Below are 14,431 nucleotides of genomic sequence, written 5' to 3' on the forward strand. Positions count from 1 at the left end.
TCTACCCCCTGTAATCTTTAAAGTATGGAATATTCTCTCTTATCGCTTTTAACGTAAGACGCTCAAAAGAGGATGCCATCCCAGCATAGCTGATAGCTACTGGATGCCCTTGAACCATTAAATCCTGTTTGAATTTTGATGAAGATAAAAACGGGTCGTCCCTATGTTTAATCAAAGGAATCCCAAAGTGAGTTGCTATATTTTTAGTAGCAACGAAAAAGGGATCTGTGTCTCTATTTGTCCAAGCAGAATCAATCAAAATAATTTTAGAATGAGGAGCTTTAACTTTGACAGCTTTTATAATCTTCGCATAATTGCCGTAGAAAGTATCTGCTCCACTGTCGATGTCAGATTCACTTCCTAAGTAGGCCGTACCTAACTTACTATTATCGTTAATTCCCAAATTGATATAATAGAGATTTTGAGGTTCAGAATTGTTTAGCTTAGACAAGCCCATTTCATCTGTAAGCCAACTTCTTGTAGTCAATCCACCTTTGCTGAAATTGGTGCAAGTAACCCCATTTTTTCGGGCCATTATCTGCCCCCAGGACAAATTATACTTGTCGACTTTTACTCCGTCTGGATAGATCTCTCCAGATGAATAGCTATCGCCAATTAACCCAATTTTTTCAAACAATGCCACAGAAGGTTGAAACGGTTCTGTGTCAATGTTTGAAGGAAGGTCTTTGTCGCTCAGGTTTTTTTGCCACGGCGTCCATTGATTTGAACCAGAAATATACCAATAAATACGCGTATACATTGTACCGTCTTTTTGAATTAAAATCTGAAAAGTACCAGGAAATGCACTTGAGGCATAACTAATTGTTTGAACCGTCGCACCACCTGTATAGTTTACATCTGGTTTGTTGGCGACTTCTCCGTAATGTGCATAGGTTAAAATCGTATTTGGTTTCAACGTATTAAGGTCGTTATATGGTGGCACAAGGTCGTTAGAAGATGCGATTTGTCTCTCTCCGGTCATAATTTGACCATCTCGACTAATCTTGAACCATTCAGACCATTTGTTAGCACCATTTATTCGCCAAAAAATTCGGTTATACATCACACCATTCGACTGAGTCAAAATTTGTGTAGCGCCTAAATTTGAAGTCGATATGTAATTCATTGTTTGTACATTCGCACCACCGGAATAACTCGGGTCTGGCTTATTGGCAACATTTCCATAATGTGCATATAAGACTAGAGTATTCATGGGTAGTGTATTTAGGTCGTTGTATGGAGCCACGAGGTCTGCTGAACTAGAGATTTGCTTATCACCAGTCAATGCAGATTTAAATTGTTCTCGAATTGCTGCTCCTGCTGTGCTATGAATTTTTCCATTTGCGTCAGTGCGCAAATCTATTAATTCAGATGGAACACTGCCATTTCCTGCATTTGCCACAATACCATCAAGTCTTTTCCCAGTCGTTGCCAATTCTTTAGAATAGATTGCAACCGCTCCATCAATTTGTCGTAAGCGGTCTTCAAGAGTATTCGCTCCTCCTCTCGCTTTAGCCACTTCCATGTTAGTGTTGCCGTCAAATGTCGCGTCTTCATAGACTTGTTCTATACCATCATGAATAGCCTGTCGAACGTCGCGACCAAAAACTCCTTCCTTGATAATTTTTAAATATTGGTCAATTCCCATTTAAACTTTCCTTTCTAATTTTTCAATTCGTTTCACTAGATCATCTAAGTCAACTTTCTTTGAAATCAGCAAATAATCCAGTTTTTTCTTATCTTGGGCAGATAAAAGTTGGCTAGATTGTTCGTTTACGGTATTATTGACAGCTTCAAGCGCATCAGCTGTCGTGTTCGCAATATTTTTCACTGCATCCAGTTGTCTCTGTTGCTCTTTAAGCTGATTTGCTGTAACTAATTGCCGAGTTCGCTTACGGACATTGTCTAACTGCCACTCTTCTGCAGACTTAAATTTTTCCCCAATCGTCAAACTTGATCGTTCAACTTTTAATAAATCAATCTGACGCGCTACAACTCTCAAGCGTTCATCAATATTCATCACGGGGTTTATTACCGGGTAAGTATCACCTTCCTCGAATTCGTCAAAATTGGGATTAATGTGTGATAAGTTGACAGCGGATACGTTGTATTGATAACTAACTGCTTTTTGTGAAGCCAGTTGTTCTTCACCAGCCTTCTTCAATTTAACAGGATCCTCTATTTCATCAAATACAACTGTTTCCATTTTGATCCCATACTCTGCAATCAAATCCGCTCTATCAAGATAATCCTTTCCGCCATTGACCGAGCCAATACTGATACGCTTGTTTGTTTTACTATTTTGTTTGCCGTAAACTAACAAGCGCGACACAATACCTCCTGGGTCAATATGTTGCTTGAGTGTCAGCAGGTTGACTGATAATTTTATGGCAGTCTGGCTATCTTTACCAATTTTTTTCTTTAAATCTAGGTACTTTTTCCCTCCCGTTTTGCGAATTTGGATTTCTAATCCGTACTCATTCAAAATCAGATCCGTCAAAGTTGCTAGAGTTGATTTGTTTGGATCGACTTCAGCTTCCATTTTGTCGCCGGTTGCGATCAAATCTGTCAGATCTCCTGGGTAAAATTCTTTGTACGACTCTAAATTTTCATTATGAAAATCCAAAATCATTTTGACAAAATCAGATTTTTTCCCCTGGTATAACATTTGTCGTTGTTTGCTATCATTTAGAAAATCTAGTTCAGATCTAGCATTATATGCAAAAGTAAATGCACCATTTTCTGACATATCGTTTGTAACTGGAACAATTCGACCATAGAATATTTCTTTACCAGTCATCATGTTGACAACCTGGACCATTGTTTGTAATGGTTTAATTAGAGCTTTGTAACCAGCATTATTCGGCAGAAATTGAAAATTAAACTGGCCAACTTTGTTGATTTCTAATTTGACAATCGCAGACAAGAGTTTGTTCCCGCCTGCTTCAGAATCGTGTATCGGTGTAACGTTAGCACCGTTAATCAAACTAACTGCATACATCTAAATCAGCTCCTTAAACCACTTAAACGAGATCCTGCCATTACCTTCAACGTGAATTTTATTTTCCTTTTCAAGTGTGAAAAAGTCATATACTCGACTACCAGGAACAATGCTAAACTGTTGATTTCTCATAGTCAAAGTCATACTACTAGTTGAATTAATCTCTGGACGTGCCAGACTAATTCCTGTGTTGACCAATAGAATATCAAGCGCCCCCTCGACAACAAACGAAATATCTTGAAAGGCGTCTAATTCGAAATTGAAATCATCCCAAATATCACTTCCTTCAGCTTTTTGTGAAATCATAAAAGGATACGCTGTAAATGGAATTTCTAGTACACCATTTTTCCAAAGCGTCTCAAACGTAGCATTTTGTTGTACTTCGGCCAAAAAATAATATCCGGGCAGCCCTTCGTATTCAAAACGAGTTAGCCCAGTTGTTCCAAAAAGCCAGTTTACGACTTGGGTTCTAAGTGTCATCAACGATAATTTAGGAGTTGTCACTGAGCTATGAAGTTCAAATTTGCATTTTATTGTTCTTTGCTCATACAATTGTCCGCCATAAACCGAAGAGAAATCATAACTTTCATTTGAAAAAGGAATTGTGACTACCACTTTCTTTTTATCAGGAATACCTATTTCAATTCCTGACAAAATCAACCTCATATCATCAAAAGAGTTCCTGCCATTGAAATTTACAGCATATCCTCTTACCATCCAACTGCACCTCCTTGATCAAGAATAATCATTCTTTGAGCTTGCTCATTACTAATATGCCCAACAATTAACTTTGCGAATGTTTGACCATCCACTTGCAAATATACCGGTTGTGAATCTTGTTTTGGAACCTCGATAACAATTTTATCGGTTATCTGATCCATTATAAGGTTTGCCAACATACCCATTGTTTCTTTATTAAGAGGCAAGACAGCCTCTGGTCCAGCTTCTCCGCCTACCATGAGATTGTTGCCATTCATACCAAATACGGTCGGTCCGGTCATGATACCACCTTTAGCATACCATTCCACACCAATGCTTGGCACGCCTTTTTCAGCCCATTCCAAAGGGTTCATCGACCCCTCAAAAGTAAAATGTGGCATCTTCAAATGTGGCCATTTAAATTCAAAATTAAATAGTCCTTTAATTGTTTCAATTGCATTGGAAACAATATTTTTTGCACCCTCTATAGCATCAGAAATACTATTTTTGATACCATTCCAAATATTTGTGACTGTAACCCATACATTGTTAAAAACACTAGAAATAGTGTTAAAAATCGTATTTAGAGTATCGCTCACGAAAGAACTAATAGATGTCCACACAGTAGAAATCACATTGAAAAGCATGTTGAAGAAAAACTGACCAACCGAGATCATTTTAGACCAGATGGTAGTGTAGAAAGTTATTAACGTATTCCAATAAGTTTGTGCTGCATTTACTATTAAATCCCACAAATTAGAAAAGAAGTCTGCTAAGCCTTGCCAAATTTTCGTTCCAAATTCCACAATGGAATTCCAAGCATTTGATAGAAATTCAACAAAACTAGCCCACATCTGCCTCCCTGTTTCAGTTTGTGTAAAGAACCAAACCAAACCGGCTACGAGTGCCGCTATAGCACCAATTACAAGGAAGATAGGATTAATAGACAATACTGCATTAAACGCAGTAAATGCTCCGGTAGCTCCCATTGTAGCTGCAGCTTGTGCACCTTCAGCAGCCGTCAACGCTCCAGATTGTACAAAGCGAGCCAACATAAGCCCGTTACCAATTGCTAGCAGTGTATTCCGTGCGGTTTCAATCGCTTGTATTGTACCAGTAATGACCTTGTAACCTGTCCATGCGGCGGTGATTCCGACTATCGCTGATTTGAACGTGTCAACAGCTGGACCTCCTTTTTGAAACCACTCAAAGAAATCAGCGATTTTTCCTGCTCCATCAGAGGCAAGAGTTATTACTGTTTCAAACGCTGACCTAAAACTTTCTCCAATTTGAACTGTTGTAGTTATAATTGTTTGAGCAGTGCTAGGATCCATCCCCAACTTCGTCAACATATCGATGTTGTCTTTTTCACTCAAAGAGCCAAAAAGCACATCGAACATTGAACTGATAGTGGCAAATCCTAAATTTAAACCCTCTGTAAGATTTTTGAGGCTTCCTTCGGGTAGCGAAAAAACTTTTTCTAAAAATGTAACTAAAACTTGAGATAATTGAGGAAGTATATCATTGAATAAAATTAAAAAAAGTCTCGGCAAAGCAGAACCTAACTCGCCAAGAAGCTCCGTTGCCCCAGTTATAAGTCCAGGTAATAAAGCACTAAGAAGATCAGGTAAATAATTTCCTAAAATCTGAATAACTTGAGAGAGTCCCTTGACAACTCTTGGCAAAGCCTGAACCAATTTTGGTATTATATTACCTAATGCAATTCCAATTGATTCAGTTAAAGAATCGATTAACTCCCCAAAATCTTGTTCAGGATCTGACATACCTGTTAAGAAATTTTGCCAGGTCGCTTTCACCATGCCAATGGAACCAGAAATCGTTGAAGCAGCCTCTTTCGAAGTTGTTCCCGCAATCCCCATCTTCACTTGCATGACATGTATAGCTTCAGTGATATCAGCAAATGAAGAAATATCATACTTAACTCCACTGATTTTTCCAGCTTCATCAAGCAAACGCTGCATTTCTTCTTTCGTGCCACCAAAACCTAATTTCAAGTTATCTAGCATGGTGTAGTTCTGCTTAGCAAAACCTTGATAAGCATTTTGTATAGATTCCATAGAGGAACCCATTTTATTAGCGTTATCAGACATATCAATGATAGCTTGATCTGCAAGTTTAGCTGCCTTTTCAGTATCTCCTTTTACAGATTGGATTAAAGAGGCAGAGAAAGATGTTGCGGTTTCCATGTACTCATTTGCCGATAAGCCCGCAGTTTTATACGCCAATTTTGACTTACTTAACAAATCTTCTTGTGCATTTATTAGCTTGTCGTATTCAGCAGATGCATCATCAACGCTCTTGCCAACGGACTGGGCATACTCTTCAAGAGATTTTCCGCCTGCGCCGAAAAGTGTTTCTATTCCACCTACCAATTGCTCATATTCAGCATAGTTTTTAACTGCAGCGCCAGTTAAACTGCTTATAGCAGTAATCCCGACTGCTAACCCTGTCGCCATAACCTTACCAGCTTTTACAGCTAGATTCCCAATTTTTTCAAAAATTACTGACAGCTTACCATGAGCACCTTCAGCTTTTCCTGTTGTTTCATCGATTGCTTTGTTAGCAGGTTTATTATTTATACCGATTTTTCCAAACAGTTCAAATACATTCACTTTCTAACCTCCTTTCCCCGGCAATTTCAAGATAGATTCAGCCAAAGCTATAGCTTCATTATCTTTTTTAATTGTTTGTTGCTTCTTACTTTGTTTTTCAATATAACTTTTCTTAGAGTATTTTTTGATAAAATCTGCTAAAGACATATTTATTTCTTTAGATTTCCAAATATCTGTTAGCTCCTCTTTATCTTGTTCATCAAGTAAATACATAAAAAAATCCAAAGCTTCTTTTAGACTTTGAGTTTCTAAAAGTGGCTTTGGATTTCCATACCTCTTGAAGAGTATATCTCTTAGCTTATTTATTTCTAGTCCAATAGCGAAGCAATAGATTGGAAAAAATCCTTAAGTTCCGCCTTTTTTCCAAAATCAAAAAGTAGCTTCGTGTAACTTGCCATGTTCAATGACTCAATTTCTTTCTGGCTTGTACCTGTCAAATCAGCCAAGAATTTATTGACTTCATTTTTAGCATCGCCAATATGTTTTAAAATAGCAAATCCAATATCCGTTGCTAACACCATGCCGCGTTTTTGGTAGGTAAGACTCGCTTCTTCTTGTTCTTTTTTGCTAGGTTTCTTTTTCTGGTGATCAGTTAAAGGAACTACATTTTTTCCAGTTGCATATTGACGCTCAATCAGTGCAACAACTTCCTCTTTGATATCGAGTTTTCCAATAATAGATAACATAGTGAAGATATCTCCACCATTCAATTCTCGCATTTCCAATTTTTCAGACATAAAAACCTCCTAATTGATATTTGGAAAATAAATACGACAAGGCAAGCTTAAATCGTCAACTTGACCTTCATTAGCATGGGCTTCAAAAGTCATTGAGATTACAGCTTCGTCATTGTCTTTTGTTTCAAAATCCAACCCTGATGTACACAAAGCATTATCAATAATGATAATGATTGGATCATTGGTTCCTGACATCGTTCCAACAATTCCCAAGTTTTTGATATAATCAGTGTTTTCTAATTTCGCTTTACCAGAAATCACTTTATATCCAGTCGGAGCATCTACACCGTCTGAGTCTGCAATCTTCCCATTAATTGACAATCGAATGTTTTCTGCTGTCAATTCTTTGACATTAGTTTCCAGTTTTGCCGTTTGACTTTCGAGGATCTTTTGGCCTACTGCAGGAGTAAACACACCATCAATCTCAATTACTCGGTAATTCTGTTCAATTGTAACCTTATTACCTCCAGCAGTTGCACCAAGCAATTCACCTTCCCATTGGCCTTTGCTCCCTTCACCACCAGTTGCATTCCATTCTAAATTTTTATAGATTGCACCAGCATTAATCAAATAATGTTTTGGTGTATTGGCTGAGTAGCCTGTTCGCTTTACAGCAGTTTTTCCCATTTATTTTCTCCAATCTAATTTTATATAGAAACGCAAATTCCGTCGTTGTAGGTTGTCCAGATTTGTTGGTACTGTCTGCATCGATTGGAATTGCGTTCGCATGTAGCACTCCTCAAGCATTTTGTCAAAATGTCTAAAATGCATTTTGATGCTTTCAGATAATGTTTCAAGTTCGACCTGATCTAGTCCTTTGTCACAAAAAATATCCACATCCATATAACAGCCGTCTGCGTGTTGGTCAATGTTAGTCAGACTCAATGAAAAGACTGTGTAAGGATATTTGACAGTCCTAGCGCTGTTCTTGATGTAGTAACTTTCAGCGTTGAGACTTTTCAGCTCTTTCAGAATTGTTTTGATAACTTCTTTCATCTACCCTCCCAAATCTCTCAAGCAGTCCGCTAATATGTCTCTAATAGCTTTCTGGTTTTGTCTAAAGGCAGGTCTTAGGTAGGGTTGTGGTGGCATCCCATAAGTGAAATAGACCTCTCCTTTAGGCGTACGGTACACCCAACCACCTTTACGACCATTCCCATTCTCTGCAAATTCACCAGTACCAAATTCGACATAAATTGCATATTCACAGTTAGTGCCGACATAAGCTACTAGCTCACTTTCATTGACCTTATAGCTAATACTTCCTCGTAAATCGCCTGTTTCACCAACGGGGACCAGTAACACAGCTTGAGCCTCTACTAACATAGCTGCCTTAATCAAGCCTCTAATTGCAGCACGTTCAAGTTCTCTTTTGACAGTCGTTGAATTATCAACAAATTTCATCAATGGGCTCCTTTAACATAGATTTCTAGATGATGCCCGATATTTACCGGATCATCAACATAGGTCACTTCATAGGTTTTTCCATTTACTTCAATCTTGTCTTCGATTTCAGCATTGACTGTCCTGTCCTTGGTTAGAATGACATGAGTACTATCTGCAATATTGGCTAGTTTGTCGGTCGATTCACTGCCGTCCAGCATATCCATATAACCCAAAAACACAGCAACTTGCTTGTATTCAAAGATTTCTTGGCCAAGTTCATTCTCGCCATTAGAGGTAGGTTTTAGAAGATTAAATGCCATCATCATGACCACCTCAGTTTCTTGTACTTATTTAAGAATCCAAGTAGACTGACCGGATAGCCTTCTGAACTTTCTGCTGCTGTAACATCGTAGTACGTTACAGACCAACGTGCTATTGTTTCGGATTTGATACCAGCTTTATCACGCATTTTGGCATCGTAAGCAATCAACTTCTTCACACCAGCCAAAACATCCGCTGGATAGTTAATTTTCGTTGCTATGGCTCCTGAATTGATTTCTGCGATAAAATCTCCATGGATAGTAATCATGCTATCAGAAACGCTCTTGATGACGTATAGGCCGTCATTGTAATCCGTTCCGTTAATTTCGATTGTGTCTCCAGTGCGGAAAACATCCATACGCCCGTTGCTTGACTTGATTGTGTTTTCTGACAATTTCAAGTCGCGGAGTCGGAATTTAATCAACTGAAAATTGTTATTGGTCAATTTTCGAACCATCGTTTCCAAGCCGTCACAAGTTTCCCATGTGGCAGTTGCGTCAAGTTTTAGTGCTTCGTCTAGGCTAATAATCATACATACCTCCGATTAAAAAGGAGAGTAGATGACTACTCCCCTAGTTTTGATGCTTCTAAAATTTCAAGCAAGGTTTCAGTTTTTGCACTTTTAGCATACTCGATGCCAGCTGCATCCAATTGGTTTTTGATATCATCACGGGACAGATCTTCCGACTCTTTGTCTTCCACGATTTCTTCTTCAAACCCTGCCTCTAAAAGTCGGTCAGCTACCAAGTCACTATCTGTTTCCTTGATGACATTCAGTCGTTTAAATTTGCGCACAAGGGACCTCCTACGCTACTGTGTTAACAAAAATTGACTTCTGTTTAGACTTAGGAATCCAGATGTCATGGTATTTGCGGTAATCCATATCCCAAGCGTTCGCACGTTGGTTAGTAATTGGATCAAATACACGCACAGTATCTGTTTTAGACACTGCAATAGGTGCATTTTCGGCGATAACAAGCCAGTTAATAGCTTTAGCAGATGAGTCTTTTACAAAGCCACCTTTTTCTTGTCCACTAGTTTTACCGTCGTTGAACTTAAATGCAGTTTGAAGTAATGACTGCTGAGTTGGAATGATTTCGTGATCGTCAATTTTAGTAATAACAGTCGCCACTTCTCCAGCAGCTGCATTATTAACTGTCGACATACGTTTAGCAGCTTTATCGTCAAGGCCAAGATTTATCAACATGGTTTCAGACATAACAATTTTCAGTTTAGAAGTATTTCCGACAACTTCTTTTACTTTTGCAATATCTTTTAGGAGCTCTGTTAGAATGTTAGCGTCCGTAATTGTTGCTGCACGATTTTGTTCGACTTCAATAGCTTTAGAGGCGATCGCTGAGTAACGGTACGCGTCAATTTCTGGCACTACCAGAGTTCGTTGGAACTCACCCATGATAGTTCCTGCAGTTGCAACAAAGTTTGTTTCATTAACGTCCATAGCGTCCAATTGGAACTTACGTCCACGATCTTGGGTAAGTTTGTAGGTTTCCCATTTGAGTGTTACAGCACCGTCAACATAACCTGTGTTACGATCATAATCAGCAAGTCCATCCATCACAATAGATGGAAGCTTGACTTCATTACCACCGTTGTATTGGACTAACTTACTGTTAACTTCCATCCATCCTGTTGTTGATTCCTGAACGATTTGCTTATCCAGGGCAGGTTGGAAAATTTTTGAGTATTCAAGAGTATTTGTCATAATTTACTTTCTCCTTTTTTATTTTAATCCTAATGCTTGGCTAAATTCATTAGCCATAGATAGATTTGGGTCGATTTTCCCACCAGGTGGGATATCAGCTCCACCCAAAGACTTAAAACCATTATCTGGTTGTTCTGGCTCTGAAATTTGGAAGAATGTCGGGTAGTTTGTCTGCAAGTCCTTGATTTTACTGTCGAGGTCCTTAATGCTACCGTCCTCTGCCAATTCTACATCGCCTAGTTTGTACATGAGATAATCAACATCTGTTGCTTTTGCGTTGCCCAAAGCATCCTTGATAGTCTGCTTCTTTGTTGTTTCTTTTGCATCAGCTTCCAGTTGCGATACCTTCTCTTTGTACGTTTTGAGTTCGTTCTGCAGATCTTCATTGTCCTTATTAGACTTTTTCAGCGTGTCAAGCGTACTGTTAGCTTCTTTGAGCTTACTCTCTGCTTCGTCAAGCTTCGACTGCACACCTTGAACAGACTTCCCGTGCTCAACCATAATCTGATTGATAACGTCATCAGACAATCCAAGTCCTACTAAAAAATCACGTTTCATACGTTCTCCTTCTACGTCTAGTTAACGTGTGACGACCACGAGAATTTGAAATATGTTGAACAGTTTAACGCCATGCCGGGCGAGTTTTTGGGGCAAAAAGAAAACCGTACGGGAATTCCATACGGTTAGGATATAAGAAAAGCACTTAGATTCTTCTAGGTGTTTATTCTATATCGTCATCAAAAACAAATTTAGACCTATCTTTTCGATACTCTTTGATTGTTTCGTTGCATCGATCTAACAAATCCTGGTCACCTTTCGTCCAAGTAGCTTTGTACTCAGATTTTACATGCCAAAAGCCATCATCCAAACGTTCAACTCTGCTTCCTAATTGCAAACTAGGGCTAATGAGCATTAAGGTCACCTCCATTTCTTGTCGACTAATCGCCTCACTTCAATTGCTATCTCTGAATTACTTGCGTCTGAGTATGCTTCAGCTACAAATTCAGCTGCATTTTCTATGGAGTACCTACCTAGTCTTGATTCAATTATAGCATTTTCATCAGGAATTTGTAAGTTTTTTAGCGCTGTTTCTTTGATTTCTTTTGGTAGTTCGTTATTAGCAAATGCCTTTCTTATTTTAGTTTTTTGAGCCTCTGTATTTGTACCGTTCAAAGTCCCGTATCTCTTAACAATTGCTTTGTATTCTCGCAAGTGGATAACTTCGTGTTCAAGAATACCGTTAATACCATTCTTAGGGGTCCATTCACCATCTGCGACACGAACATCTATTAACTTTTGAATCGTTTCCGGTTTTTTAAAATGTTCACGATTCAACTTAATAGAAAATTCAGCTTTTCCTTTATTGAATCTTATTCCAGCGCTTGCAGTAGTATCAGCTAAGCTATCAGTAAAAGTTACCTTTTTTAAATACGGCTTGATACCTTTGTGCTTTTGCATCAATTTGTCTAGGCTTTCATTCACAGATTTCAAAGTTTCTGTTGATATATCCTTGGTTTGACTGTTATCAATATGATATTTACGATACAGGCGATTATCAATTGATTTTCTCTCATTTGTCGCCAATCTGCGTTCCAAGGTGGCTTTCTCCCACTCCTGATAATTCCGATATTCGACAACCTCGCCAGTTTCGTTATCGCGTCTTAAAAGCGGGGTTTTATCATCTTTAAGCCTTGATATTGTCCGACATCTGCAGTTGACATCCTCGCTGGCAAAACCGAACATATGCGGTTGCTTGGTCCGCAGACCGTTAATCTCAAAGTAGCCGTCTTTGTCAGCCTTGGCACCGTCCAATTCTGCGTGATTGTGTCTAGTACGACCGTCTAAAGTAGCTACCCAAACCTTATCAAAATCAATGCCAAGTTTTCTAGCTTCTACTTGTGCTTTTTCCCTGGCAACAGCCTGAACCCGTCCAGCTTCTGTTCGAGTAATCATAATAGCACGACGATAGGAACTGTAACCCTGTTCAGCCAATCTCGCAGCAGCCTTCGCATAACTATCTCCGTTCAAAAAAATACGGTTTAAATCGTCCTTGATGTTGCTTTTTAACCGTTCGACAACCCCGTCATCTAACCGTTCGGATAATTTAAAATTAGCGATAGGTGTTTCTATAATAGTCCTGAGTTCGTCTTCTTTCAGAAGAGCAAAGTTAATCCCAGCATGGCTAGTCTCATACTCATAGAATAACTCGTTATAAGCTATCTGTCCCGTATGTATTAGATTGCCTGTGATTTCATTTTTAAGTTCTTTTTTTAGCTCACTAGAGGATCGCTCCAGTTGTTCCAAAAGTGCTGTCATTTGACTCAATTTGAGTTTTTCTGACGATTTTAATTCTCCTATTCGCTGATAATCTATCAGCAAGGATTTCTTCAAGTCTTTAATCGTATCAATGTAGAGGTCATAGAGCCGTCTGTCCGTCGACTTATCAGCTTTCTTCAGCAGGAACTCTATTTCCCGCTGAAACCTGTTCAACTTCGTCATCTGTCACCTCCGAATTCTGATTGAAATCTCCTTTGTAACCCTGTTCCTCAAGCAAGCGATCGACTTCTTCAAAATCCACTCCTAAGATTTCACACAAAGTTTTTAGTACAGTCTTATCATCCAATCGGGTAGAAGCTGTCATGATGTTATCCACAAGAATCTTCTTAGTCTCAGCTTCAATCTTCTCAGTTGTCGCATTGTCCGTCTTGTTAACCATAACATCGCGAGTAATTTTTATAGTGATTGTAGACGCATCAAAAGCCTTTTCATGTAGCTCATTTATATTCTCTACAATAAGTTTTAGCATTCTCTTAATGACTTTACGAAGTCTGGCTTCAGTTTTATTACACTTGAGATCAAGTAAGCTATATCTCGACTTGATAACGACGTTAGTGATATTTCCATCACCTGTCTGAGAACTATCGAAGCCCATACCGAATTTGTAAATGGCCTCTTTATCAAGAGATAATTTCGTTTTACGTGCTTCAACAGGAATATTAACAGTATGAACTTCGATACCTCCATTCTCCCCAACACCAACAGTTTTTTTTGTTCTCAAATTAGTAACTAAGTTATCAAGGTTATCACCTTCAAAGCCTCTGACAGCATAAATCGGGTGATCAAAGTCAATTAAGTTATTAGATAGAGAACAGGCCATCAAATCATAATCATCGATTAAATCCTTGATAGGCGCTAAATCATTTTTCTTTTGTCGATTGTTTTCTAAACATAGGAATGGTACTTGGCCGTAACTTTTTCCAAATACCTCAATATTGTTTTTTGCGATTATGTGCGGAGAGGGATTAATTTTGATAGAATCATCTAACTTTAAATCTTCATTGTCGATTTGCACAAAATAAAAAACCTCTTCTTTTGTCCAAAACTGGACCTTGGTCACAGTTTTTTTCTTATTTTCAATCAAAATTTCATCATCGTAATAATAGATGACTTGTTCAATATTATAAAATGCATCGTAAATCGGTATTATTTTAAAAGCGTCAGCAGTTTTAAAGCTGATACGGTTGTCTGCACCTTTTTTCCAAAAAACATATTCAATAGCTTTTTGACTTGCTCCTTCAACGAGTTCTTGTAACATGAGTTGGAAATCTTCATCGATATACTCATTCAGATATTTTTGCAATTCAGTATCTTCTGTTGAAATTTCGATAGGATTCGAAAGCAAGTATTGTACTTTTTGATCCACTAACTCAGTAAAGAACTGATGAGCAATTTTTGTATTGCTTCGATTCATCTCTTCTACAATTTGACCTTCGTTGTTGAAAAAGAAAAGTCTATAATCTCTAATATCATGTAATCCATTATAGTAATCAATACTAACTCGCATATCTTTTTTTAGAGTGCTTACACGATCATCAGCAATCATTTTTTTTACTTCGGCAACTAGTTTTAGTATATCATTCGTTTCTAACAT

The 14,431-nt window shown here is 38.3% G+C and carries 16 protein-coding genes; all 16 read right to left on the reverse strand.

What is annotated here, in order from left to right; genetic code table 11:
* Position 1: 1 nt before the first annotated feature.
* The 16 genes from D8849_RS02020 to D8849_RS02105 all read right to left on the reverse strand — a co-directional run bounded on the left by D8849_RS02020 (position 2) and on the right by D8849_RS02105 (position 14,431).
* Positions 2-1,648 (reverse strand): SGNH/GDSL hydrolase family protein, encoded by a 1,647-nt coding sequence (locus D8849_RS02020; RefSeq protein WP_125386034.1) that lies wholly within the window; start codon positions 1,646-1,648, stop codon positions 2-4.
* The gene (locus D8849_RS02025; RefSeq protein ID WP_125386035.1) at positions 1,649-3,001 is read right to left on the reverse strand and encodes a phage tail protein; all 1,353 of its coding nucleotides are present in this window, start codon (positions 2,999-3,001) and stop codon (positions 1,649-1,651) included.
* Positions 3,002-3,718 carry a phage tail protein gene (locus tag D8849_RS02030; RefSeq protein WP_125386036.1) on the reverse strand — a complete coding sequence of 239 codons (717 nt, stop codon included), beginning with the start codon at positions 3,716-3,718 and terminating at the stop codon, positions 3,002-3,004.
* Positions 3,712-6,333, reverse strand: a complete 2,622-nt coding sequence (locus tag D8849_RS10590) for a hypothetical protein (protein ID WP_260467555.1) — start codon at positions 6,331-6,333, stop codon at positions 3,712-3,714. Before D8849_RS10590 ends, D8849_RS02030 begins: the two co-directional genes overlap by 7 nt.
* 3 nt (positions 6,334-6,336) lie before the next feature.
* Entirely contained in the window at positions 6,337-6,546 is a 210-nt protein-coding gene (locus tag D8849_RS02045) for a hypothetical protein (protein ID WP_000281037.1), read from the reverse strand.
* A 95-nt stretch (positions 6,547-6,641) separates the two neighbouring features.
* Positions 6,642-7,070, reverse strand: a complete 429-nt coding sequence (locus D8849_RS02050) for a hypothetical protein (RefSeq protein WP_125386037.1) — start codon at positions 7,068-7,070, stop codon at positions 6,642-6,644.
* A 9-nt stretch (positions 7,071-7,079) separates the two neighbouring features.
* A complete protein-coding gene (locus D8849_RS02055) occupies positions 7,080-7,697 on the reverse strand; it encodes a hypothetical protein (RefSeq protein WP_125386038.1) in 618 nt (205 codons plus the stop codon).
* Positions 7,698-8,066 carry a hypothetical protein gene (locus D8849_RS02060; RefSeq protein ID WP_125386039.1) on the reverse strand — a complete coding sequence of 123 codons (369 nt, stop codon included), beginning with the start codon at positions 8,064-8,066 and terminating at the stop codon, positions 7,698-7,700.
* On the reverse strand, positions 8,067-8,474 hold the full coding sequence (locus D8849_RS02065; RefSeq protein ID WP_125386040.1) for an HK97-gp10 family putative phage morphogenesis protein: 408 nt from the start codon (positions 8,472-8,474) through the stop codon (positions 8,067-8,069).
* Positions 8,474-8,779: a phage head closure protein gene (locus D8849_RS02070; protein WP_260467556.1), complete on the reverse strand. Its 306-nt coding sequence runs from the start codon at positions 8,777-8,779 to the stop codon at positions 8,474-8,476. The genes D8849_RS02065 and D8849_RS02070 overlap by 1 nt, the downstream gene beginning before the upstream one ends.
* On the reverse strand, positions 8,779-9,309 hold the full coding sequence (locus D8849_RS02075) for a hypothetical protein (protein ID WP_125386042.1): 531 nt from the start codon (positions 9,307-9,309) through the stop codon (positions 8,779-8,781). Before D8849_RS02075 ends, D8849_RS02070 begins: the two co-directional genes overlap by 1 nt.
* A gap of 32 nt (positions 9,310-9,341) precedes the next feature.
* Complete coding sequence (locus D8849_RS02080) at positions 9,342-9,572, reverse strand: hypothetical protein (RefSeq protein WP_125386043.1); 231 nt, start codon at positions 9,570-9,572, stop codon at positions 9,342-9,344.
* Between the two features lie 10 nt (positions 9,573-9,582).
* Complete coding sequence (locus D8849_RS02085) at positions 9,583-10,500, reverse strand: hypothetical protein (RefSeq protein ID WP_125386044.1); 918 nt, start codon at positions 10,498-10,500, stop codon at positions 9,583-9,585.
* 18 nt (positions 10,501-10,518) lie between these two features.
* The gene (locus tag D8849_RS02090; RefSeq protein WP_125386045.1) at positions 10,519-11,058 is read right to left on the reverse strand and encodes a phage scaffolding protein; all 540 of its coding nucleotides are present in this window, start codon (positions 11,056-11,058) and stop codon (positions 10,519-10,521) included.
* Positions 11,059-11,418: 360 nt separating this feature from the next.
* A complete protein-coding gene (locus D8849_RS02100) occupies positions 11,419-12,999 on the reverse strand; it encodes a phage head morphogenesis protein (RefSeq protein ID WP_260467557.1) in 1,581 nt (526 codons plus the stop codon).
* Positions 12,944-14,431 (reverse strand): phage portal protein, encoded by a 1,488-nt coding sequence (locus D8849_RS02105; protein WP_125386047.1) that lies wholly within the window; start codon positions 14,429-14,431, stop codon positions 12,944-12,946. Before D8849_RS02105 ends, D8849_RS02100 begins: the two co-directional genes overlap by 56 nt.

Origin of the sequence: Streptococcus mitis, from assembly GCF_003942765.1 — a bacterium.
GTDB classification, from domain to species: domain Bacteria; phylum Bacillota; class Bacilli; order Lactobacillales; family Streptococcaceae; genus Streptococcus; species Streptococcus mitis_BE.

What these genes read in the sequence shown, in the direction of transcription:
- D8849_RS02020 (WP_125386034.1), bottom strand. Translation starts at nt 1,648, where the DNA reads ATGGGAATTGACCAATATTTAAAAATTATCAAGGAAGGAGTTTTTGGT.
- D8849_RS02025 (WP_125386035.1), bottom strand. Translation starts at nt 3,001, where the DNA reads ATGTATGCAGTTAGTTTGATTAACGGTGCTAACGTTACACCGATACAC.
- D8849_RS02030 (WP_125386036.1), bottom strand. Translation starts at nt 3,718, where the DNA reads ATGGTAAGAGGATATGCTGTAAATTTCAATGGCAGGAACTCTTTTGAT.
- D8849_RS02045 (WP_000281037.1), bottom strand. Translation starts at nt 6,546, where the DNA reads ATGTATTTACTTGATGAACAAGATAAAGAGGAGCTAACAGATATTTGG.
- D8849_RS02050 (WP_125386037.1), bottom strand. Translation starts at nt 7,070, where the DNA reads ATGTCTGAAAAATTGGAAATGCGAGAATTGAATGGTGGAGATATCTTC.
- D8849_RS02055 (WP_125386038.1), bottom strand. Translation starts at nt 7,697, where the DNA reads ATGGGAAAAACTGCTGTAAAGCGAACAGGCTACTCAGCCAATACACCA.
- D8849_RS02060 (WP_125386039.1), bottom strand. Translation starts at nt 8,066, where the DNA reads ATGAAAGAAGTTATCAAAACAATTCTGAAAGAGCTGAAAAGTCTCAAC.
- D8849_RS02065 (WP_125386040.1), bottom strand. Translation starts at nt 8,474, where the DNA reads ATGAAATTTGTTGATAATTCAACGACTGTCAAAAGAGAACTTGAACGT.
- D8849_RS02070 (WP_260467556.1), bottom strand. Translation starts at nt 8,779, where the DNA reads ATGATGGCATTTAATCTTCTAAAACCTACCTCTAATGGCGAGAATGAA.
- D8849_RS02075 (WP_125386042.1), bottom strand. Translation starts at nt 9,309, where the DNA reads ATGATTATTAGCCTAGACGAAGCACTAAAACTTGACGCAACTGCCACA.
- D8849_RS02085 (WP_125386044.1), bottom strand. Translation starts at nt 10,500, where the DNA reads ATGACAAATACTCTTGAATACTCAAAAATTTTCCAACCTGCCCTGGAT.
- D8849_RS02090 (WP_125386045.1), bottom strand. Translation starts at nt 11,058, where the DNA reads ATGAAACGTGATTTTTTAGTAGGACTTGGATTGTCTGATGACGTTATC.
- D8849_RS02100 (WP_260467557.1), bottom strand. Translation starts at nt 12,999, where the DNA reads ATGACGAAGTTGAACAGGTTTCAGCGGGAAATAGAGTTCCTGCTGAAG.
- D8849_RS02105 (WP_125386047.1), bottom strand. Translation starts at nt 14,431, where the DNA reads ATGTTAGAAACGAATGATATACTAAAACTAGTTGCCGAAGTAAAAAAA.